Here is an 18,467-nt window from a genome sequence, read left to right on the forward strand (position 1 = left end):
CAATAGATTTTGGTAAATTTTCTAACTTAAGGTAAACTAGTGCAGTTATAGAAAAATGGATTAAATTTGAGGTATATATGACAAAAATTGCATCAATTGTAGATGTGCTACAGGGCAAAATCGCAATTGGCGAAAAAGTGACTGTACGCGGTTGGGTACGCACCCGTCGCGATTCCAAAGCCGGTCTATCTTTCCTTGCTGTTTATGACGGTTCTTGCTTTGCCCCCATCCAAGCCATCGTAAACAATGATATCGTTAATTATGAATCTGAAGTATTGCGTTTAACTACCGGTTGTTCCGTCATTGTAACAGGGACAGTGGTTGAATCGCCGGCTGAAGGTCAAGCCGTTGAGTTACAAGCAGAGAAGGTGGAAGTTACCGGCTGGGTCGAAGATCCGGAAACCTATCCAATGGCAGCAAAACGTCATTCCATTGAATATTTACGTGAAGTTGCGCATCTACGTCCTCGAACCAATATCATTGGTGCTGTTGCGCGTGTACGTCACTGCTTGGCGCAAGCCATTCATCGCTTCTTCCACGAGCAAGGTTTCTATTGGGTGGCAACGCCGTTAATCACCGCTTCCGATACAGAAGGTGCGGGCGAAATGTTCCGCGTTTCTACGTTAGATTTAGAAAACTTGCCACGTACAGATAAAGGTGCGGTGGATTTTAGCCAAGATTTCTTTGGTAAAGAATCATTCTTAACCGTATCCGGTCAATTAAACGGTGAAACTTACGCTTGTGCATTAAGTAAAATCTATACGTTTGGCCCAACGTTCCGCGCTGAAAATTCCAACACAACCCGTCACTTAGCAGAATTCTGGATGATTGAACCGGAAGTGGCTTTCGCAACGCTCGCCGACAACGCAAAACTTGCCGAAGATATGTTGAAATATGTTTTCCGTGCGGTGTTAACTGAGCGTCGTGATGATTTGGAATTCTTTGCTAAACATGTTGATGGTGATGTCATTAATCGTTTGGAACGTTTCATTCATTCCGATTTTGCCCAAGTAGATTACACCGATGCGATTGAGATTTTATTGAAATCCGGCAAAACTTTTGAATTCCCGGTTTCTTGGGGAATCGACCTTTCTTCCGAGCACGAACGCTATTTAGCGGAAGAATATTTCAAATCGCCTGTTGTAGTGAAAAACTATCCGAAAGACATCAAAGCCTTCTATATGCGTTTAAACGATGACGGAAAAACCGTTGCAGCGATGGATGTGTTGGCTCCGGGAATCGGTGAAATCATTGGTGGTTCACAACGTGAAGAACGTTTAGATGTGCTAGATAAACGGATGGAAGAAATGGGCTTAAACCCTGAAGATTATTGGTGGTACCGCGATTTACGCCGTTATGGTACCGTGCCGCATTCCGGCTTTGGTTTAGGTTTTGAACGTCTCATTGTTTATGTGACAGGGTTGCAAAACATTCGTGATGTGATTCCATTCCCACGTGCACCACGCAACGCAAACTTCTAATTCTAAAAAGAAATAAAAATCCCCTTATTCGTTATGAAAAGGGGATTTTTTATGGAGATTGGCTTAAGCAGAATTATTGTGCTTTAGCATTTCCATTAAATTTTTTCTCTAATGCAAGGCTTTGCTCTTGTAGTTTCGCCATGGCATCTTTTAATTTTTCTGCTTTTGCTAAATAAGCTTTTTGTTGTTCTTCCGTTGGCTCGCTTAAGCTCACATTCGCTTGATCAACCAATAAATCGCTTGCTAAGCTAAGCACAGTTTTTGTTTGTTCTTTGACTTCATTAATTGAAGCAGATTGAATTTTTAACGATTCTAAGCTAGCAATTGTGTTTTTTACAGAGTTATTAAAGGTGTCAATCGCTTCTTGAATCTTTTTATTGTCTTTGGCTTGTACCGCCACCATAAGATCTTGTTGGAATTTTTGTTGGGATTGGAGCTGTGTTTGCTCTTGGTTTCTGTTCCATTCAATTAACGCATTATAATCAGCCGTTTCAACTGCAGGATCTACCGCTTTATCACAAGCTGCCAAAAAAACAGCAAATAAAGCAACAGCGCCAAATTTAATTAATTTTTTCATAATCTATCCTTTATGTAATAGTGGTATATAAAGAAAACTCCAGAGACCATCTGGAGTTTTTATCAATTATGCACGTTTGAAGTCAATGTGCACAAGTTTCGGCTTAAATGGGTGACGTTGCATTGCTTGCACTTTCACAGCCACCTCTTTACCATCAATCACTAATGTGATGACGTCAGAATAGAAAGAATCATGCGCTTGCGCATTGTTTAATTCATCATGACTTAAAATGATAGATACAGGCTCTTCCTTGCCACCATAAACGATAGCCGGGATTTGACCGTTGTGACGCAGGCGGCGGCTCGCACCCTTACCTTGCGCTGTACGAACTTCAGCGTTAAATTTAAATGCCATTTTAGTGTTCTCTTTTTAAAGATTTAAACGAATAAAAATCGCAGGCGACCCAGCGATTTCACAAAATTTGCTCAAAGTCTGAACTTTGAGGTTGGCGATTATAATAAATTCGTATAGGTAATGCAAACTCAATCAAGCACTTTTTCCTAGCCATATTCAGGCAAGATGGGATAAAATGGGCGGGTTATTTTTAGTTTTAGGACGCTTTTATTCATGGAATTTCTGATTAATTTTTTTAGCAATTACGGTTATTTCGCCGTGTTATTTGTTTTGATTATCTGTGGTTTTGGCGTACCGATTCCGGAAGATATTACATTAGTTTCCGGCGGCGTTATTTCCGGTTTGGGATATGCTAATGTGCATATCATGTTAGTCGTAAGCTTGCTTGGTGTGTTGCTAGGCGATAGCACGATGTATTGGCTTGGTCGCATTTATGGTACTAAAATTCTACGTTTTAGACCTATTCGTCGCTTTTTGACTTTAGATCGTTTGCGCATGGTACGTAGTAAATTCGATCAATATGGCAATCGAGTGTTATTTGTCGCTCGATTTTTACCCGGTTTACGCGCCCCGATTTACATGGTTGCCGGTATTACCCGACGGGTGAGTTTTACGCGTTTTGTATTATTAGATTTCTGTGCTGCGATTATTTCCGTGCCAATTTGGGTTTATCTCGGTGATTTTGGTGCCAGCAATTTAGATTGGCTACACGCACAAATTAAGAAAGGCCAATCAGTAATTTATATCTTAATCGCGCTCCTTGTGGTTTATCTTGTTTGGAAATGGCATAAAAATCGCAAGAAAGCTCAACAAAGTTAAATGAGTCCTGCAAGAGGATAGAGATGTCTCCAGCAATGAGAGCGTAGAGTAGAGCCGCCGATTTTGATGACAAATCGGCGTTAACACAGCCTAAAAGTGCGGTCAGTTTTCAAAGTGATTTTTAATACGGTGATAAAAACGTAGCCGCACGTTATCCCAAAAAGAAACTTGTCTTATCCCAATAATTTCTTCCAAATCTCCCGCACAAACGCCCGTTCTGCACCAAATTCTGCCCCGTCCACCACAGAGGGTAAACCGAGTAAATTCAAATGATGAATACGGTTGCGCAGATCTACATAACATTGTTTTAATCGTTCGCTGTCGGCGTCAGAAATCACGCCGTATTCTGCCATGATTTCGAAAATCCGCACATTGTCTGACCAGCGAGTGAGAGCGGGCTGCTGCGGCGAATGCGCCAACACCAAATATTGGGCGATAAATTCAATGTCCGTAATGCCGCCTTGGTCGGTTTTGATGTTGAATTGGGCGTCATCATGTTTCGCCAAATGTTCATACATTTTTTCCCGCATTTCGCAGACATCGCGTTTCAGTTGAACTAAGTCACGTGGGGCAGAAAGCACATTGTGGCGAATGGTTTCAAATTCGTCCCGTAGTTTCTGTTCGCCGAACACTGCACGGCTACGCACCAAGGCTTGTTTTTCCCAGGTCCAGGCTTCGTTTAGTTGATAGTTTTCAAAGGCGGAGAAAGAGCAACCAAGCAACCCTGCATCACCGGATGGGCGTAGGCGCATATCCACGTCATATAAAATCCCGGCGCTGGTATTCATGCTGAAAATACTGACGATTTTTTGGGCTAAACGTAAATAAAATTGGTTGCTGTCGATGACTTTTTTGCCGCCAAGGGTTTGGCTGTTGCCGGCGGGATCGTATAAGAAGACGAGATCTAAGTCAGATTTATAGCCTAATTCAATGCCGCCCAATTTGCCGTAGCCCACCACGAGGAAGTTTTTCTCTCCTTTCGCCAAATGTTCGGGCACCCCAAAACGCACGGCGATTTGTTGCCACGCCAAATTGACTACCGCGCCGATAATGGCCTCAGCCAAATAGGTGAGATGATCGCTCACTTTCATTACCGGCAACACGCCGAGAATATCGGCGGCGGCAATGCGGAGCAGGGCAGCGTGCTTAAACTGGCGCAAGCCGTCGATAAATTGTTCTTCGTCATCTTGCGGCAGACGCAATAAATATTGCTGTAATTCGGAAGCGTACTCGGTAAAGTGCGGTGGATTTCGCAGGGATTTTTGATCGAGCAATTCATCGAGCAAAATCGGGTGGCGCGCCACTTGTTCCGCAATAAATTTTGATTGGGCACACAGTTCAATAAGTTGTGTCAAGGCTTGCGGATTCTCCGCTAACAGTTCGAGGTAAGTGGTGCGCGTGAGGATTTTTTCAATAATCGTCAAAATCCGTGGCAGTAACACAGGGCTGTTGGGCGTGTGTAAAACCTGTTGCAACAGGTTTGGCATTAAGCGATTGAGCACTGCCCGCCCACGCACACCAATGGCATAACGAGGCAATTCGTTGCGAAATTGCAACAGACGATCCAACACCGCATCTTGTTCCGCCTCCGGCACATCGTTTTGTTGCAAAATGCCGAGCAATTCTTGTTCGTCAAAATCCGCTTCGAGGAAATCTTCCCACGCATTTTCCAATGTATTTTCTTCTTGCTCATCGCCAATTAATGACTGAAAAACCGACCGCACTTTGCGCTGATGTTCTTGTAACACGGCGAGAAAACTCGCCCAATCGTGAATCGGGTAGGTGACGGAAACACTTTCTTGTTGCGCACCCCATTGGGTAAATTCCGCGCAGGCGAAGATTAAACGTTGACGATCCAATTCGTTATCGGGCAGTTGTTGGGTTTGTTGATCTTTGATGGCTTGCAGCACATTTTCCGCGCGACGTAGAAATAAATAGGCGTGGCGCAAATCGGATTCCTGTTCGATGGAAATCAAATTCAGCCTGCTCAGTTCCGGCAATAAATTCAGCAATTCGTGCTGTTGCAAGGCAATTTCCCGCCCTCCGCGAATTAACTGAAAAACCTGCACGATAAACTCAATTTCACGAATGCCGCCCGCGCCCAATTTGATGTTATCGGTGAGGTTGCGGCGGCGCACTTCCCGTTCGATTTTTTGTTTCATTTCACGCAACGCCTGAATCACGCTGAAATCAATGTAGCGACGATATACAAACGGGCGCAATAAATTCTGTAAAACGGCAACATTGGGATCCGTTGCTTGCGCACCTAAAATGCGACCTTTGATCATGGCGTAACGTTCCCAATCGCGACCTTGATCCTGATAATACTGCTCCATGGCGTTAAAACTGAGTGCTAGCGCGCTACTGTCGCCAAAGGGACGTAAACGCATATCCGTGCGGTACACAAAACCATCGGCTGTGTATTGATCTAACGCGTTAATCAAGCGTTGCCCCAAACGGGTGAAAAACTTCGCGTTATCCACACTGCGGCGCGCACCCACGGTTTCCCCTTGGCTTGGATACGTAAAAATCAAATCAATGTCGGAAGAAAAATTCAGCTCAAAGCCACCCAATTTCCCCATGCCGAGAATATATAACTGTTGCGCGTTGCCCTGCGCATCCATCGGCGTACCCATTTCTTCACACGCCCGCACATAAAGCCAATCGCGCGCACCAATAACCAGGCTTTCCGCCAGTTGCGACAAGCGAATAAAAACCTGTTCCACCGTGGCGAAATTGAGACTTTGGCAAACACTCAGCTTCACCATTTCACGGGCGCGAAACAGACGTAATTCCCGATAAAGCTGTTCTTCCGTTTGCACATGCTGTAACACCTCATCCAACCGCTCGGTGTAGCGGTCACAGTCCTCAAAGTGCGGTAGTTTTTCCCAACATTTTGCTAAAAACGCAGGCTGTTTCTGCCACGCCTCCGCCACAAAATCCGACATCGCCACCGCCACAGCCATTTGCCCGATATTTGTTGTGGGATCTTCTCTTTGTTGTTCAATTTGTTCAAACAAGGTGGAATTGAATTTTTCCGGAAAAGAGTGAATTAAAACCTCGGCGAGAGAACGGAGTTTATCGGTAAATTGAGCAACAAAAGACATGGTGAATCCTTATGAAAAATGGTGCGTAAACTTTAGCATGAAATGGCGAAAATTTCAGGGGAGAAAAAGTGTGATTGGGGTCTCAGAATGAGAGAAAGGTGTTAGATGATATGCAATATTTTTGATACGCTCTGACTACAAGTAAGTGTGATGTTATGTTTCTAAAAAATCTAAATTTATTCTTAAAGAAACCACACCTTATTTGAAAAGATATTGTATTCAACCTTAGGAAGCTAAAATGTCCCAATCCGTTATGCGCTACGCCCATTCTGCCCAAGACGAACTCGGCAATCTCTTACCTTACGAACATTGGCAAACCTTGCAAAGCCATTCTGTAAATGTTGGCGAAATGGCGGCGGAGTTTGCTCGGGTATTTGGTGCGCAGGAAATTGCCTGCCAGACGGGGAAATTGCATGATTTGGGGAAATATTCAGAACCCTTTAATCACCGATTGCATGGTGGTTCCTCTGTCGATCATGCTACCGCCGGAGCAAAAATTGCCGTCGAGCGTTGGGGAAATGTGATTGGAAAGTTAATGGCGTTTTGCATTGCGGGGCACCATGCCGGGTTGGCAAATGGAAACGGTGAAGGCGATAACCGCCGCACGTTAAAGGATCGTTTGGCATTGCGATTTGGCGCAGATATTCCAGCCCTCGATAACCTGTGGCAACAAGAAATCAAGCTCCCTCAAAACCTGTCCGCACCATCACTCAAGGCCGACGCACATCATCCTTTTTTCTCCTATGCCTTCTTCACCCGAATGCTCTATTCGTGCTTGGTGGATGCCGATTATCTTGATACCGAAGCCTTTTATTCAAATCTAGAAAACAAAGCCGTCGAGCGCGGCGGTTATCCTGATTTAAACGCCTTACAACACAATTTCAATCAATTCATCAACGCTTTCAGACGACGTGTCGCCCAAGCTCCAGAGCAAACCGAAGCCGAAAAACGCAATGCTGCCTTAAACCGCCTGCGTAGCGAAATTCTGGATCATGCCGTAGAACAAGCGGCACAAGCGCAAGGGCTGTTCACGCTCACTGTGCCGACCGGAGGCGGCAAAACTTTCACTTCCATGGCATTTGCGCTAGAACACGCCAAACAGCACGGTATGCGGCGCGTGATTTACGTCATCCCGTTCACCAGCATCATCGAACAGAATGCCACCGAATTCCGCAAAGCCTTTGGCGAATTGGGCGAACAAGCCGTGTTGGAACACCACAGCACCTTCGACGACGACAAACTGCAAAATGAGGCCACCAAAGACAAATTGCGCCTTGCCTCGGAAAACTGGGACGCGCCGATTGTCGTGACCACCGCCGTGCAATTCTTCGAATCCCTCTTTGCCGACCGCTCCTCGCGCTGCCGCAAGCTGCACAACATCGCAGGCTCCGTCATCATCCTCGACGAAGCACAAATACTGCCGCTCAATCTTTTACTTCCCATCATGCAAGCCATCAAAGAATTGGCGCAAAACTACCGCTGCAGCATCGTCATGTGCACCGCCACCCAGCCAGCCGTGCAAGCTGAAAACGGCTTCTATCGCGGCTTTGAAAATATGCGCGAAATAGCCCCAAAACCGACCGCACTTTTCGACAAACTGCGCCGCACTACCGTGCAGCACATCGGCACACAAACTGACGCCGATCTGCTCGCCAAACTTGGCGAACACCTGCAAATGCTTGTCATCGTCAATAACCGCCGCCACGCCAGCAGCCTGTACGACCAAGCCAAACACCTTGACGGTACGTTCCACCTGACCACCTTAATGTGCGCCAAACACCGCAGTCAAAAGCTTGATGAGATCCGAGGCCGTCTGAAAAACGGCGAACCTTGCCGCGTTATCGCCACCTCTTTAATCGAAGCCGGCGTTGATGTGGATTTTCCGCTGGTGATGCGCGCCGAAGCAGGCTTAGACAGCGTTGCCCAAGCTGCCGGACGCTGCAACCGCGAAGGCAAAAGGCCGTCTGAAAACAGCTTTGTATGGATATTCGCGCCCGAAGAACAATGGAAAGCCCCGCCCGAACTTGCCGCCCAAGCAGCCGTCATGCGCTTGACCGCCGACAGCTTTTCAGATGACCTCTTATCCACCCAAGCTGTCGCTGCCTATTTCAAAGACCTTTACGACCAAAAAGGCAAAGAACTGGATTACAAACAAATCTTGCAAATGCATCACAACGCCGGACAAAGCCTCGATTTCCCATTCCAAACCATCGCCGACAAATTCCGCATGATCGAAAGCCATATGCAGCCGCTGATTATTCCGTTCGATGGTGGGGCCGAAAACCTCATTAGCAGCCTGCACCACGCCGACCACATCGGCGGGCTCTTACGCAAACTGCAACCCTACATCGTCCAAATCCCCGAAAAAGCCCTCGCCGCTTTATATAAAGCAGGGCGTATCGAACCGATTAACGAGAAAAACTTCGGAAAACAGTTTTATACGCTGATTGGACTGGATTTGTATGATGAAGTAGCGGGTTTGAGTTGGGAGGATGTGGAGTTTTTGAAGGGAGAGAGTTTGGTGTTTTAAGGAAAATTATTTTGATTAATTGAGAAGATAATTACATAGGAATTCAGAATGGCTAAAGACATTACACAACTTGATGACTATACAAAATTAAAAAAACTTGCTTCTGCTCTCTGGCAACAAAATAACTCTTATCATGGTGCAGCTATTATGATAGGTGCAGGTTTTAGTAGAAGCGCTGCGACAACAGGAGATAGCAATAAAAAGCTTCCGCTTTGGTTTAATTTTTCTGAACTATTAACTAAAGAATTGAGTTCAAATAGCTCAGATCCATTACGACTAGCTGAAGAATACAATGCATATTTCGGTAAACAAGCGTTACATGATTTAATCAAGAAGGAAATTAATGATTCAGCCTGGATACCGGGGGAACTACATAAATCCTTACTAGAATTACCATGGTCAGAGGTTTTGACTACAAACTGGGATACTTTGCTTGAACGTGCTTCAGAAGAAATTCATCAGCCTGTATATAGTATTGTTTCAAAACAGGAAGATCTTTCAAGTGCAAGATCACCTCGTATCGTGAAATTGCATGGCACTATCGATGTAAGTAAAGATTTGATTTTTACTCAGGAAGATTACCGTAAATATCCGCAACAATATGCAGCATTTGTGAACTTTGCTCGGCAAGTATTTATTGAAAATGAACTATGTCTAATTGGGTTCTCTGGAGATGACCCAAATTTCTTACAGTGGGCTGGTTGGGTTAGAGATCATTTAACTAGCCATTCTAGACGGATTTACCTCGTTGGAGCTTTAGGATTAAATTCTTCAAAACGGAAATATTTAGAGTCGCTCAATATCGCCCCCATAGATTTATATAGTTTGGTTAAAGATTATGATGACGCAGATATGCGTCATTTTAAGGCCACAGAAATATTTTTTCAGACCTTGCAGGAACTAAAACCTAAGAATACATGGGAATGGGAGCCAAGTCAGCTACATCGAACAGAAATGACAGAAGAAGAGCTAAATAGGCGTTATCAAGATCATGAGCATGCAGCTCATCTTCTTGAAGGACAATTAGTTTCTTTAGAAAAAGATAGATTGTCTTACCCAGAGTGGTTGATATGTCCAAATCGATTGAGATTCACCTTGCATATGCAATTAACAGATCCTTGGCCTAATTCTAATAATTTGTCAAAAATGAACAAAGATTCAAGAGCTAAGCTGTTATATGAAATAGCTTGGCATCATAAAGTAACTTTTGAAATTCTTCCAAATTGGTTGGTAAATGAATTGCTAACCGTATGTGATCTTGATAAACCTTGTTGTTTAACAAAGAAACAACAGTTAGAGATTGCGCTTATTTTATTAAAAAATACACGTTGGATGGATAAGTCTGAAGGTGAAAATATTATTCTGACCACAAAACATATATTGGAAAAAGGGAAGAAATATTGGGAAGAAATTGATAATGAATTGTCCTATTATTCCGCTATTTTAGCTCGTGACTCGTTTGATTATCCTGCTTTAGAGAAATATGCAGAAGAAATTACCACTAATGATCCTATTTGGAAGTTAAAAAAGGCTTCTTTATTTGCAGAGCTTGGAAATTTTGAAGAAGGTAAACACTTAATAAGTGAAGCATATAGTGCTCTACTTAAGCAGTATAGAAACAATCATGATTCTATTTATTTGCTCTCTCGTCTAGCTTGGGCATACTGGTTAGCTAGAGGTGTTAACTTGAGTGAACTGGAAGAGAAAATTAGAATTTTCTCTTTTGATTATAAAGAATCTAAATGTGATCCTTGGGATTACATAGAACACATGCAGGAAAAAATTACCAAAAAATTAGCAAAGCAACAAGAACAAGAGATTGAGCCTTTATTTGAACCAGGGCATTACAAAGATAACTCCAATACTGTAACTTGGAGTAATGAATTACACCCGCTACTTCTACTAGAAGGTATATCTAATACTGTTGGACTACCATTACGTTGGCAGCATACAAATTTTCTTGTCGATTCAGCTGCAAAAATTGCCGAATTAACTGAAATTGATAATACCCAACGTTTCTCTCTTGCTATTAGAGTCGCCAGTAGTGAGACATCTAATGTCTTAAAAAGAGTATTTTCTAGAATTAAAATTGCGTGTTTATCTCAGGACGAGGCTAATTTTTTAATAGAAAAAACTATATCTTCAATTGAATATTGGTCTGAAAAGCGAGAGGCTCAATCGAGCATAAGCGGTATTACACGCCATGCAATTGACCGCTTACGTGTTTTTATTGAAGTATTAGCTAGAATTTCTGTAAGAGCAACATCTGAACAAGCTAAGCAAATTTTTCGCTTAGCAGTTTCTTTAGGGCAGAATAATAAACTACAACACTTATGGCTATTTGATTCAATTAAGGACTTAATTAAATTTTCTCTTAAAAGTATTCCTGACGCTGAGCAACATGAGGTGTTACTTGATGCATTATCTTATCCACTTGAAACAGAAATTCAAAAAAATGAATATGGTAAGTGGGCTAATCCTGTCATAGATAATCCGGGTGAGCGTAAGCAAAATATTTTTATTGATAAACGCATTGGTGAAATTATAGATAGTATAGAAAAAAATTCTTCTAAAAATGCTCCAGCATTGTTAAGACTATTACCTTTAATAAAGAGTAAGTTCCTTACCGAAAAAGAATGCAGACAAATTGCATTAAATATATGGGGAGATAATCCTGATTATAAAAATATACCTAAAACAGGATTGCTTAATTACGTTCTACTTGAATTACCAAACATAGATTCTTTGTCCGTAAAAGCATTAGTTAGAGAATATTTATTTGAACAGAAAGAAGAAAACTTGTTTAAATTGGATTTTTTAATGGATGTAGTTAATGCAGCACTTGGAAAAAATGTTAAGGAATTGCCAAGTCAAGAACAGGCTGTGAATTATTTCGAAAAACTAACCTCTTGGAGATTACCCGAAAAAGATGATAGTGAAATAGGGTTTTCTAAAAATATAAATTCTGAAACGGCTGAATTAATTAGTGAAGTATTAGCGCGTTCCATTGTGCCAGCATTGTCAAAAGAAGCATTAACTGAAGAAAATTTTCAGAAGTTGTGTGATATGCATATAGTACTTGATAAACCGGAAATTCTGATGGCGTATCCATATTTTGCTGTATCAGATGAAAGTTTTATTTGTCGCACGGCGGGATTGATTAAGAAGGGGTTTCAATCTATAGAAGGTCATAAATTAGCGTATGCCTCTTATGCTCTGTTAACTTGGAGAGAACTTCAAGATTTACCTGTGATAAATAAATTAATTAAGCGACTGATTTATATGATTAGTTCAAATCAAAAACAAGGGTTAGCCCCACTCCTTTGGACGGCTAATCAGATGTATAAAAAAGAATATCTTTCAGGTGAAGATATTGAATCACTTAGTGAAATTCTTCCAGTTATTTTTGATAGTACAAGTTACGAGAGAATTCCACCATATAATCAAGAATCTGTAAGTATTTCACTTGTTCGTGCTGCTTGCATTAGATTGGCTAGAGATATTTTAAATAAAGAACAAAATAATGATATGGAGTTAAAAAGAATATTGGAAATGGCAAAGAATGACCCACTTCCAGAAGTAAGATTTGCAGAAATTACAGATATATAAAAATATCATTCAAAAGTGCGGTCAATTCTCCCAACGTTTTTAAACGTCGTCTGAAACCGCACTTCCAAACCAAAAGGAGAACCAAATGAACCAAATCCGCCTACACGTTTGGGGCGATTATGCCTGTTTTACCCGTCCGGAGATGAAGGTGGAGCGGGTGTCTTATGATGTCATCACGCCGTCGGCGGCACGCGGGATTTTGGCGGCGGTGCATTGGAAGCCGGCGATTCGGTGGGTGATTGACAAGATTTATGTGCTGAAACCGATTCGGTTTGAGTCGGTGCGGCGCAATGAATTGGGCGGCAAGATTTCGGCGGGCAAGGTCAGTGGCGCGATGAAGCGTAAGAGCGTTGCCGATTTATATACGCTGATTGAAGACGACCGCCAGCAGCGCGCGGCGACGGTGCTTAAGGATGTGGCTTATGTGATTGAAGCCCATGCGGTGCTGACGGCAAAAGCGGGGGCGGATGAGACCGTTACCAAGCATGTCGAGATGTTCAAACGCCGTGCGAAAAAGGGGCAATGCTTTCAGCAGCCTTGTTTAGGCGTGCGTGAGTTCCCTGCCGATTTTGCGTTGATTGACGAAGGCGGGCCGCTGCCGCCGTTGGCATTATCGGAGAGTGAGGCAAACCGCGATTTGGGGTGGATGCTGCACGATATTGATTTTGACCACGGCAACACGCCGCATTTTTTCCGTGCACAAATGAAAGACGGCGTGATTGATGTGCCGCCGTTTTACGCCGAGGAGGTGAAAGCATGATTCTAGCGTCCCTTGCCCGCTATTACCGCCGTTTGGCAGCGGAAACCGATGACATGGGCAACCCGAAAGTGCCGCCTTATGGCTTTAGCGAGGAGAAAATCGGCTGGATTTTGGTGTTGGATAAAGAAGGCCGTCTGAAAACCGTTGTGCCGAATCTGACTGCCGATAAAAAGCCGCAGCCGAAGCGGATGAGCGTGCCACGCCCTGAAAAACGCACGTCGGGTATCAAACCGAATTTTTTGTGGGATAAAACCGCCTACGCGCTCGGCGTGGAAGCCAATAAAAACAAAGCCGAAGTCAAAGAAAACCCGTTTACGCCGTCTGAAAAAACCTTTGAAGCCTTCAAGCAATACCATCTCGATTTACTGCAAAACAGCGAAGATGAAGGCTTGCAAGCCTTATGCCGTTTTCTGCAAAACTGGCAGCCTGCACATTTTGCTACCGAAAATCTGCCTGCCGAAATGCTCGATGCCAACATCGCATTTTCTCTTGAAAAACCGACCGCACTTATCCATAAACGCGAAGCCGCGCAAAGCTTGTGGGCAGGCTGCCTGAAAAGCGATGAAGCGCTTGAAGGCTTGTGCCTGATTAGCGGCGATACCGCCCCGATTGCACGGCTGCATCCGGCGATTAAAGGCGTGTTTGGCGGGCAAAGCTCCGGCGGTTCGATTATTTCGTTCAACAAAGAAGCCTTTGCCTCGTTCGGCAAAGAGCAAGGCGCAAATGCCCCTGTTTCCGAACAATCCGCCTTTGCCTACACCACCGCGCTGAACTATCTGTTGCGCCGCGAAAACAATCACTGCCTGACCATCGGCGATGCTAGCACGGTCTTTTGGGCGGAAGCGGATGATAACGCGACGGCGCAGGCTGCCGAAGGCTTCTTCGCACATGTGTTCACGCCGCCGGATGACGAACAAGAAAGCGTCAAAGTTTTCAATGTGTTGGAACAAATGGGCAAAGGTCGTCCGCTGCAAGAAATTGCGCCTGAACTCTCTCCCAATACCCGTTTTTATATCTTAGGGCTTGCCCCCAATGCCGCGCGGATTTCCGTTCGGTTTTGGCTGGACACTACGTTTGGGCAGTTGGCGGAAAATTTGGCGCAGCATTGGCAAGATTTATCCCTTGAGCCTTGCGCGTGGAAAACGCCGCCGTCTATTTGGCGACTCTTATTGCAAACTGCCGTGCTGGGCAAAAGCGAAAACATCTCGCCCGTGTTGGCAGGCGAAATGACCCGCACCGTGATTTGTGGCACGCCGTACCCCTTAAGTTTGATGTCGCAACTGATTACCCGAATCCGTGCCGACGGCGATGTCAACGGCTTGCGCGTGGCAATGATGAAAGCCGTATTACAGCGGCGTTTTAGAAAAGGTTTTATCGAAGAAGGAGTTCCTATGAGTTTGAACAATGAAAGCCCGAATCGCGCCTATCTTTTAGGGCGGCTCTTTGCCGTGTTGGAGCGCATTCAATATCAGGCGTTGGGCGAATTGAACGCCGGCATTGCCGACCGCTATTACGGCTCTGCATCCGCCGTGCCGTTTTCGGTTTTTCCGCGTCTTTTGTCGGGCGCAAAACACCATTTATCGCGCTTGCGTAAAGACAAAGCCGGCATTGCGGTGAATTTGGATAAAGATTTGGGCGAAATCATTGCCAAACTGCCCGAAACCTTTCCGCGCCATTTGAGCATTGACGAGCAAGGCCGCTTCGCCATCGGCTATTACCATCAAAAACAAAGCTATTTTGCTAAAAAAGAAACCGCTGAAACCATTGAAAATTAAGGAGCCAGAAAATGTCTGCCATTCAAAACCGCTATGAATTTGTTTACTTTTTTGATGTTACCAACGGCAACCCCAACGGCGATCCCGATGCGGGCAATATGCCGCGCCTTGATCCCGAATCCAGCAAAGGCCTGGTCACTGACGTCTGCTTAAAACGCAAAATCCGTAATTTTGTAGAAATCAGCAGCGAAAACGAAGCCGGTTACGAAATCTACGTCAAAGAAAAAAGTGTATTGAACCTGCAAAACAAACGCGCTTATGAGGCGCTCGGCATTGAGTCGGAAGCCAAAAAACTACCAAAAGACGAAGCCAAAGCCCGCGAGATTACCGCGTGGATGTGTAAAAACTTCTTCGATATCCGCACCTTCGGAGCTGTGATGACCACCGAAGTCAACAGCGGACAAGTGCGTGGCCCAGTGCAGCTGGCGTTTGCCCAATCCATCGACCCGATTGTGCCGCTGGAAGTTTCCATCACCCGCATGGCGGTAACCAACGAAAAAGACTTGGAAAAAGAACGCACCATGGGGCGCAAATACATCGTCCCTTACGCGCTCTACCGCGTGCACGGCTTTATCTCCGCCAACCTTGCCGCCAAAACCGGTTTTTCAGACGACGACTTAGCCAAACTCTGGCAAGCCCTGACGTTGATGTTTGAACACGACCGCTCCGCCGCCCGTGGCGAAATGGCGGCGCGCAAACTGATTGTGTTCAAACACGACAGTGCACTCGGCAGCCAGCCCGCACATAAACTGTTTGACGCCGTGAAAGTCGAACGCGTAAACGGCTAATCAGGTACGCCTGCAAGCGGTTTTGGTGATTACAACATCAGCGTGGTTTCAGACGGCTTAAATGGCGTGAGTGTGGAAGAGTTGCTTTAAAAAACATTTGAAAAGATGACCGCACTTTTAACCGAAAGCCAAGGGGAAAATCAGGACACGCGCCTGATTCCCCTTTCCGCCCTGCAACACTACGCCTTCTGCCCGCGTCAATGTGCGTTGATTCATAACGAGCAGGCGTGGGCGGAGAATTATTTGACCGCGCAGGGCAAGGCGCTGCATGAGCGGGTGGATTCGGGCGAGACCGAAACGCGTAAGGGCGTGCGCTTTGAGCGGACGGTGCATGTGTTGGCGGAAAAACTGGGCATCAGCGGCGTGTTGGATTTGGTGGAAGTGGATACAAAAACAGGTCGTCTGAAACCCGTGGAATACAAACGCGGCAAACCCAAACCCGACCCGATGGACGAAATCCAGCTTTGCGCCCAAGGTTTGTGTTTGGAAGAAATGACGGGGCAAACCGTCTCTGAGGGCGCGATGTGGTATATGCAAACCCGCCATCGCGTCCCCATCGTGTTTTCAGACGACCTGCGCGCCCAAACATGCGCCACCATCGCCGCCGTGCGCGAACTTCTAAACAGCGGCCAAACCCCGCCACCCGACTACGGCAAACGCTGCAAAGCCTGCTCTCTGATGGAGATTTGCCAGTCGGAGTTGCTGGGGAAACGGGATAGGAGTGTAGGGTATGTGGCGGGGTTGTTTGAGTAATTAGTATCTAATAATCGAGGTAAGTGATGAAAAAATACAAGGTATATAGAATTATTCATATTTCTAATGGGAAAAAATATATAGGGTTAACTCAAAGAGTAAGTCTAGAAGAACGGCTAAGAGCTCATTTTAATGAAATGACTAGAAAAGCTAAGAATCAGCAATTTATAAATCCACATTCCTTGCAGGCTGCAATGTATGAAGAGTATGAGAGAAATACATCTAATTGGAACAAAAATAAGTTTAAATTGTTTATTATTGAACTTATCCAAGATTTTGATTCTGAACAGGAGATGGTAGATTGTGAGTTTAATTCGATATTGAATGAAAATACATTAGCTCCAAATGGATATAACTTAATGAATGGTGGGCATAGCATAGGCGGTATAGGAAGGAATCAAGCTATCTCAATAAGAAATTTTGTAGATAAAAATGGAATAGGTAAAAACTGGGATTTTAACTCAAAAAAAGATTTATATCATACGTTTAGTGAAGAATACTCAATTAAAGAAAGTACACTTACTTGGCGAGTTAATAAATTTATAAAAGAAAATCAGGATGGAGATTATCTGGAAAATGAAATATTTTCCAATGCAGTTTATTATGCTATTTTTGAATTTTCTGATATCAGAAAAACAGGTGGAACTAATCGTGAAAGACAGAGAAAAAGAAGAGTTAATCAGTGCTCTAAATTAAATTCGTCATCTTTATTTTCTAATGAAATAAAATATCCAGATAGAAATGGAAAATTTATTTTAAATTCTAGTAAGTTTTCTCAGTTGAATAAAATACCAAAAAGTACAATAAGAGCAAGGAGTATGAGATTTCTTGAGGAAAATAATTTTAAGTATAAAAATTCAGATAATTTAAACAAATTTATACAGAAAAGAAAAGATGTATTTGTAAATTTTATTCTATCTGATCATTCTAATAAAAAAACTATAAAATTTACTTATAAAAATATTGAGTACGAAGGTGCTTTAACATCGTTAGCTAAAAAGCTTGGATTAAGTCCTTCTACTGTAAAGAAAAGATATAAATTTTTAGATGAAAATCATGTAACAAACAACGAGTATTTAACATGGGTTTTTGGGTTATGTGAAAAACCAAATATTGAAGAAAAACTACTCATTAAAAATGAATTTAGTCAGAAAAATAAAATTCATGAATATATATTGAGCGCTAAAGTAAGGTTTTCAAGACAAATTGATTTTGTAAACGCTGTTGAGCATGTTTTACGTACTTTGGGATTGGATTATAGTAATCTTCAGAAGAAAATTAGTTATTATATTCCAAAAAGTAATGAAATGTCTGATATAGATAAGGTAGATTGTATCATAAATAAGTTAGAGAAAAGGTTTAAGATAGATAATCTAAAAGAAAAAATAATTGATAATTTCAATTCGGAGACAGATAAGCAAGCGTAGGTTAGATTAGTCATAGGCGCACCCCAATAAAATGTCGAAATTCCCAGTCAAGGTCATATGAAAAAACAATATGTGAAAAGCCAATCTGTTGTATTGGGTTATGGCGTTCCGCCTAACCTAAACTATAGAATTTTCAGGTAGCCCAATCGCCCCCAAAGTGCGGTCAAAACCCAAGGAGTTTCCCCATGCGCAAACTGCAAAACACGCTCTACATCACCACCCAAGGCAGCTATCTGCATAAGGAGCGGGAGACGTTGGTGGTGGAGCAGGAGCGCAAGAGGGTGGCGCAGTTGCCGGTGCATTCCATCGGGCATATTTTCTGTTTTGGGAATGTGCTGGTGTCGCCTTTTCTGCTGGGGTTTTGTGGCGAAAATAATGTGAATTTGGCGTTCTTTACCGAAAACGGACGTTTCTTGGGGCGGCTTCAAGGGCGGCAGAGCGGCAATGTGCTGCTGCGTCGGGCGCAGTATCGGGTGTCGGAGCAAAA

12 protein-coding genes and 1 pseudogene are annotated in these 18,467 nt (G+C 43.7%); 10 read left to right on the forward strand and 3 right to left on the reverse strand.

The annotated features are described in order from the left end of the window. The first annotated feature begins 77 nt into the window (after positions 1-77). Complete coding sequence (gene asnS / locus HMPREF9065_RS08610; RefSeq protein ID WP_021615267.1) at positions 78-1,481, forward strand: asparagine--tRNA ligase; 1,404 nt, start codon at positions 78-80, stop codon at positions 1,479-1,481. Between the two features lie 73 nt (positions 1,482-1,554). Here asnS and HMPREF9065_RS08605 read toward each other — a convergent pair whose 3' ends face one another. Both HMPREF9065_RS08605 and rplY read right to left on the reverse strand, forming a co-directional pair. After that, positions 1,555-2,058 (reverse strand): hypothetical protein, encoded by a 504-nt coding sequence (locus tag HMPREF9065_RS08605; protein ID WP_021615268.1) that lies wholly within the window; start codon positions 2,056-2,058, stop codon positions 1,555-1,557. Between the two features lie 66 nt (positions 2,059-2,124). Then, positions 2,125-2,412 (reverse strand): 50S ribosomal protein L25, encoded by a 288-nt coding sequence (rplY, locus tag HMPREF9065_RS08600; RefSeq protein ID WP_021615269.1) that lies wholly within the window; start codon positions 2,410-2,412, stop codon positions 2,125-2,127. Positions 2,413-2,625: 213 nt separating this feature from the next. Between rplY and HMPREF9065_RS08595 the strand changes: the two genes are divergently transcribed. Beyond that, on the forward strand, positions 2,626-3,231 hold the full coding sequence (locus HMPREF9065_RS08595; RefSeq protein ID WP_021615270.1) for a DedA family protein: 606 nt from the start codon (positions 2,626-2,628) through the stop codon (positions 3,229-3,231). Between the two features lie 173 nt (positions 3,232-3,404). Here HMPREF9065_RS08595 and glnE read toward each other — a convergent pair whose 3' ends face one another. Continuing rightward, a complete protein-coding gene (glnE, locus tag HMPREF9065_RS08590) occupies positions 3,405-6,338 on the reverse strand; it encodes a bifunctional [glutamate--ammonia ligase]-adenylyl-L-tyrosine phosphorylase/[glutamate--ammonia-ligase] adenylyltransferase (RefSeq protein ID WP_021615271.1) in 2,934 nt (977 codons plus the stop codon). 238 nt (positions 6,339-6,576) lie between these two features. On the opposite strand from glnE, the gene HMPREF9065_RS08585 reads away from it, so the two are divergent. The 8 genes and pseudogenes from HMPREF9065_RS08585 to HMPREF9065_RS0109370 all read left to right on the forward strand — a co-directional run. Further along, positions 6,577-8,868 carry a CRISPR-associated helicase/endonuclease Cas3 gene (locus HMPREF9065_RS08585; protein ID WP_021615272.1) on the forward strand — a complete coding sequence of 764 codons (2,292 nt, stop codon included), beginning with the start codon at positions 6,577-6,579 and terminating at the stop codon, positions 8,866-8,868. Between the two features lie 48 nt (positions 8,869-8,916). Next, positions 8,917-12,477, forward strand: coding sequence for an SIR2 family NAD-dependent protein deacylase (locus HMPREF9065_RS08580; protein ID WP_021615273.1), 3,561 nt, complete (start codon positions 8,917-8,919; stop codon positions 12,475-12,477). 85 nt (positions 12,478-12,562) lie between these two features. Next, positions 12,563-13,237, forward strand: coding sequence for a type I-C CRISPR-associated protein Cas5c (gene cas5c / locus HMPREF9065_RS08575; RefSeq protein ID WP_021615274.1), 675 nt, complete (start codon positions 12,563-12,565; stop codon positions 13,235-13,237). Continuing rightward, the gene (cas8c, locus tag HMPREF9065_RS08570; RefSeq protein ID WP_021615275.1) at positions 13,234-15,012 is read left to right on the forward strand and encodes a type I-C CRISPR-associated protein Cas8c/Csd1; all 1,779 of its coding nucleotides are present in this window, start codon (positions 13,234-13,236) and stop codon (positions 15,010-15,012) included. Before cas5c ends, cas8c begins: the two co-directional genes overlap by 4 nt. 11 nt (positions 15,013-15,023) lie before the next feature. Beyond that, positions 15,024-15,890: pseudogene (gene cas7c / locus HMPREF9065_RS09680) on the forward strand (type I-C CRISPR-associated protein Cas7/Csd2). 15 nt (positions 15,891-15,905) lie between these two features. After that, positions 15,906-16,553, forward strand: coding sequence for a CRISPR-associated protein Cas4 (gene cas4 / locus HMPREF9065_RS08560; protein WP_021615277.1), 648 nt, complete (start codon positions 15,906-15,908; stop codon positions 16,551-16,553). 26 nt (positions 16,554-16,579) lie between these two features. Then, positions 16,580-17,980 carry a GIY-YIG nuclease family protein gene (locus tag HMPREF9065_RS08555; protein WP_021615278.1) on the forward strand — a complete coding sequence of 467 codons (1,401 nt, stop codon included), beginning with the start codon at positions 16,580-16,582 and terminating at the stop codon, positions 17,978-17,980. Positions 17,981-18,165: 185 nt separating this feature from the next. Beyond that, on the forward strand, positions 18,166-18,467 hold a 302-nt coding region (locus HMPREF9065_RS0109370; RefSeq protein ID WP_033002352.1), incomplete at its 3' end, for a CRISPR-associated endonuclease Cas1.

The organism is Aggregatibacter sp. oral taxon 458 str. W10330, assembly GCF_000466335.1.
GTDB lineage: Bacteria > Pseudomonadota > Gammaproteobacteria > Enterobacterales > Pasteurellaceae > Aggregatibacter.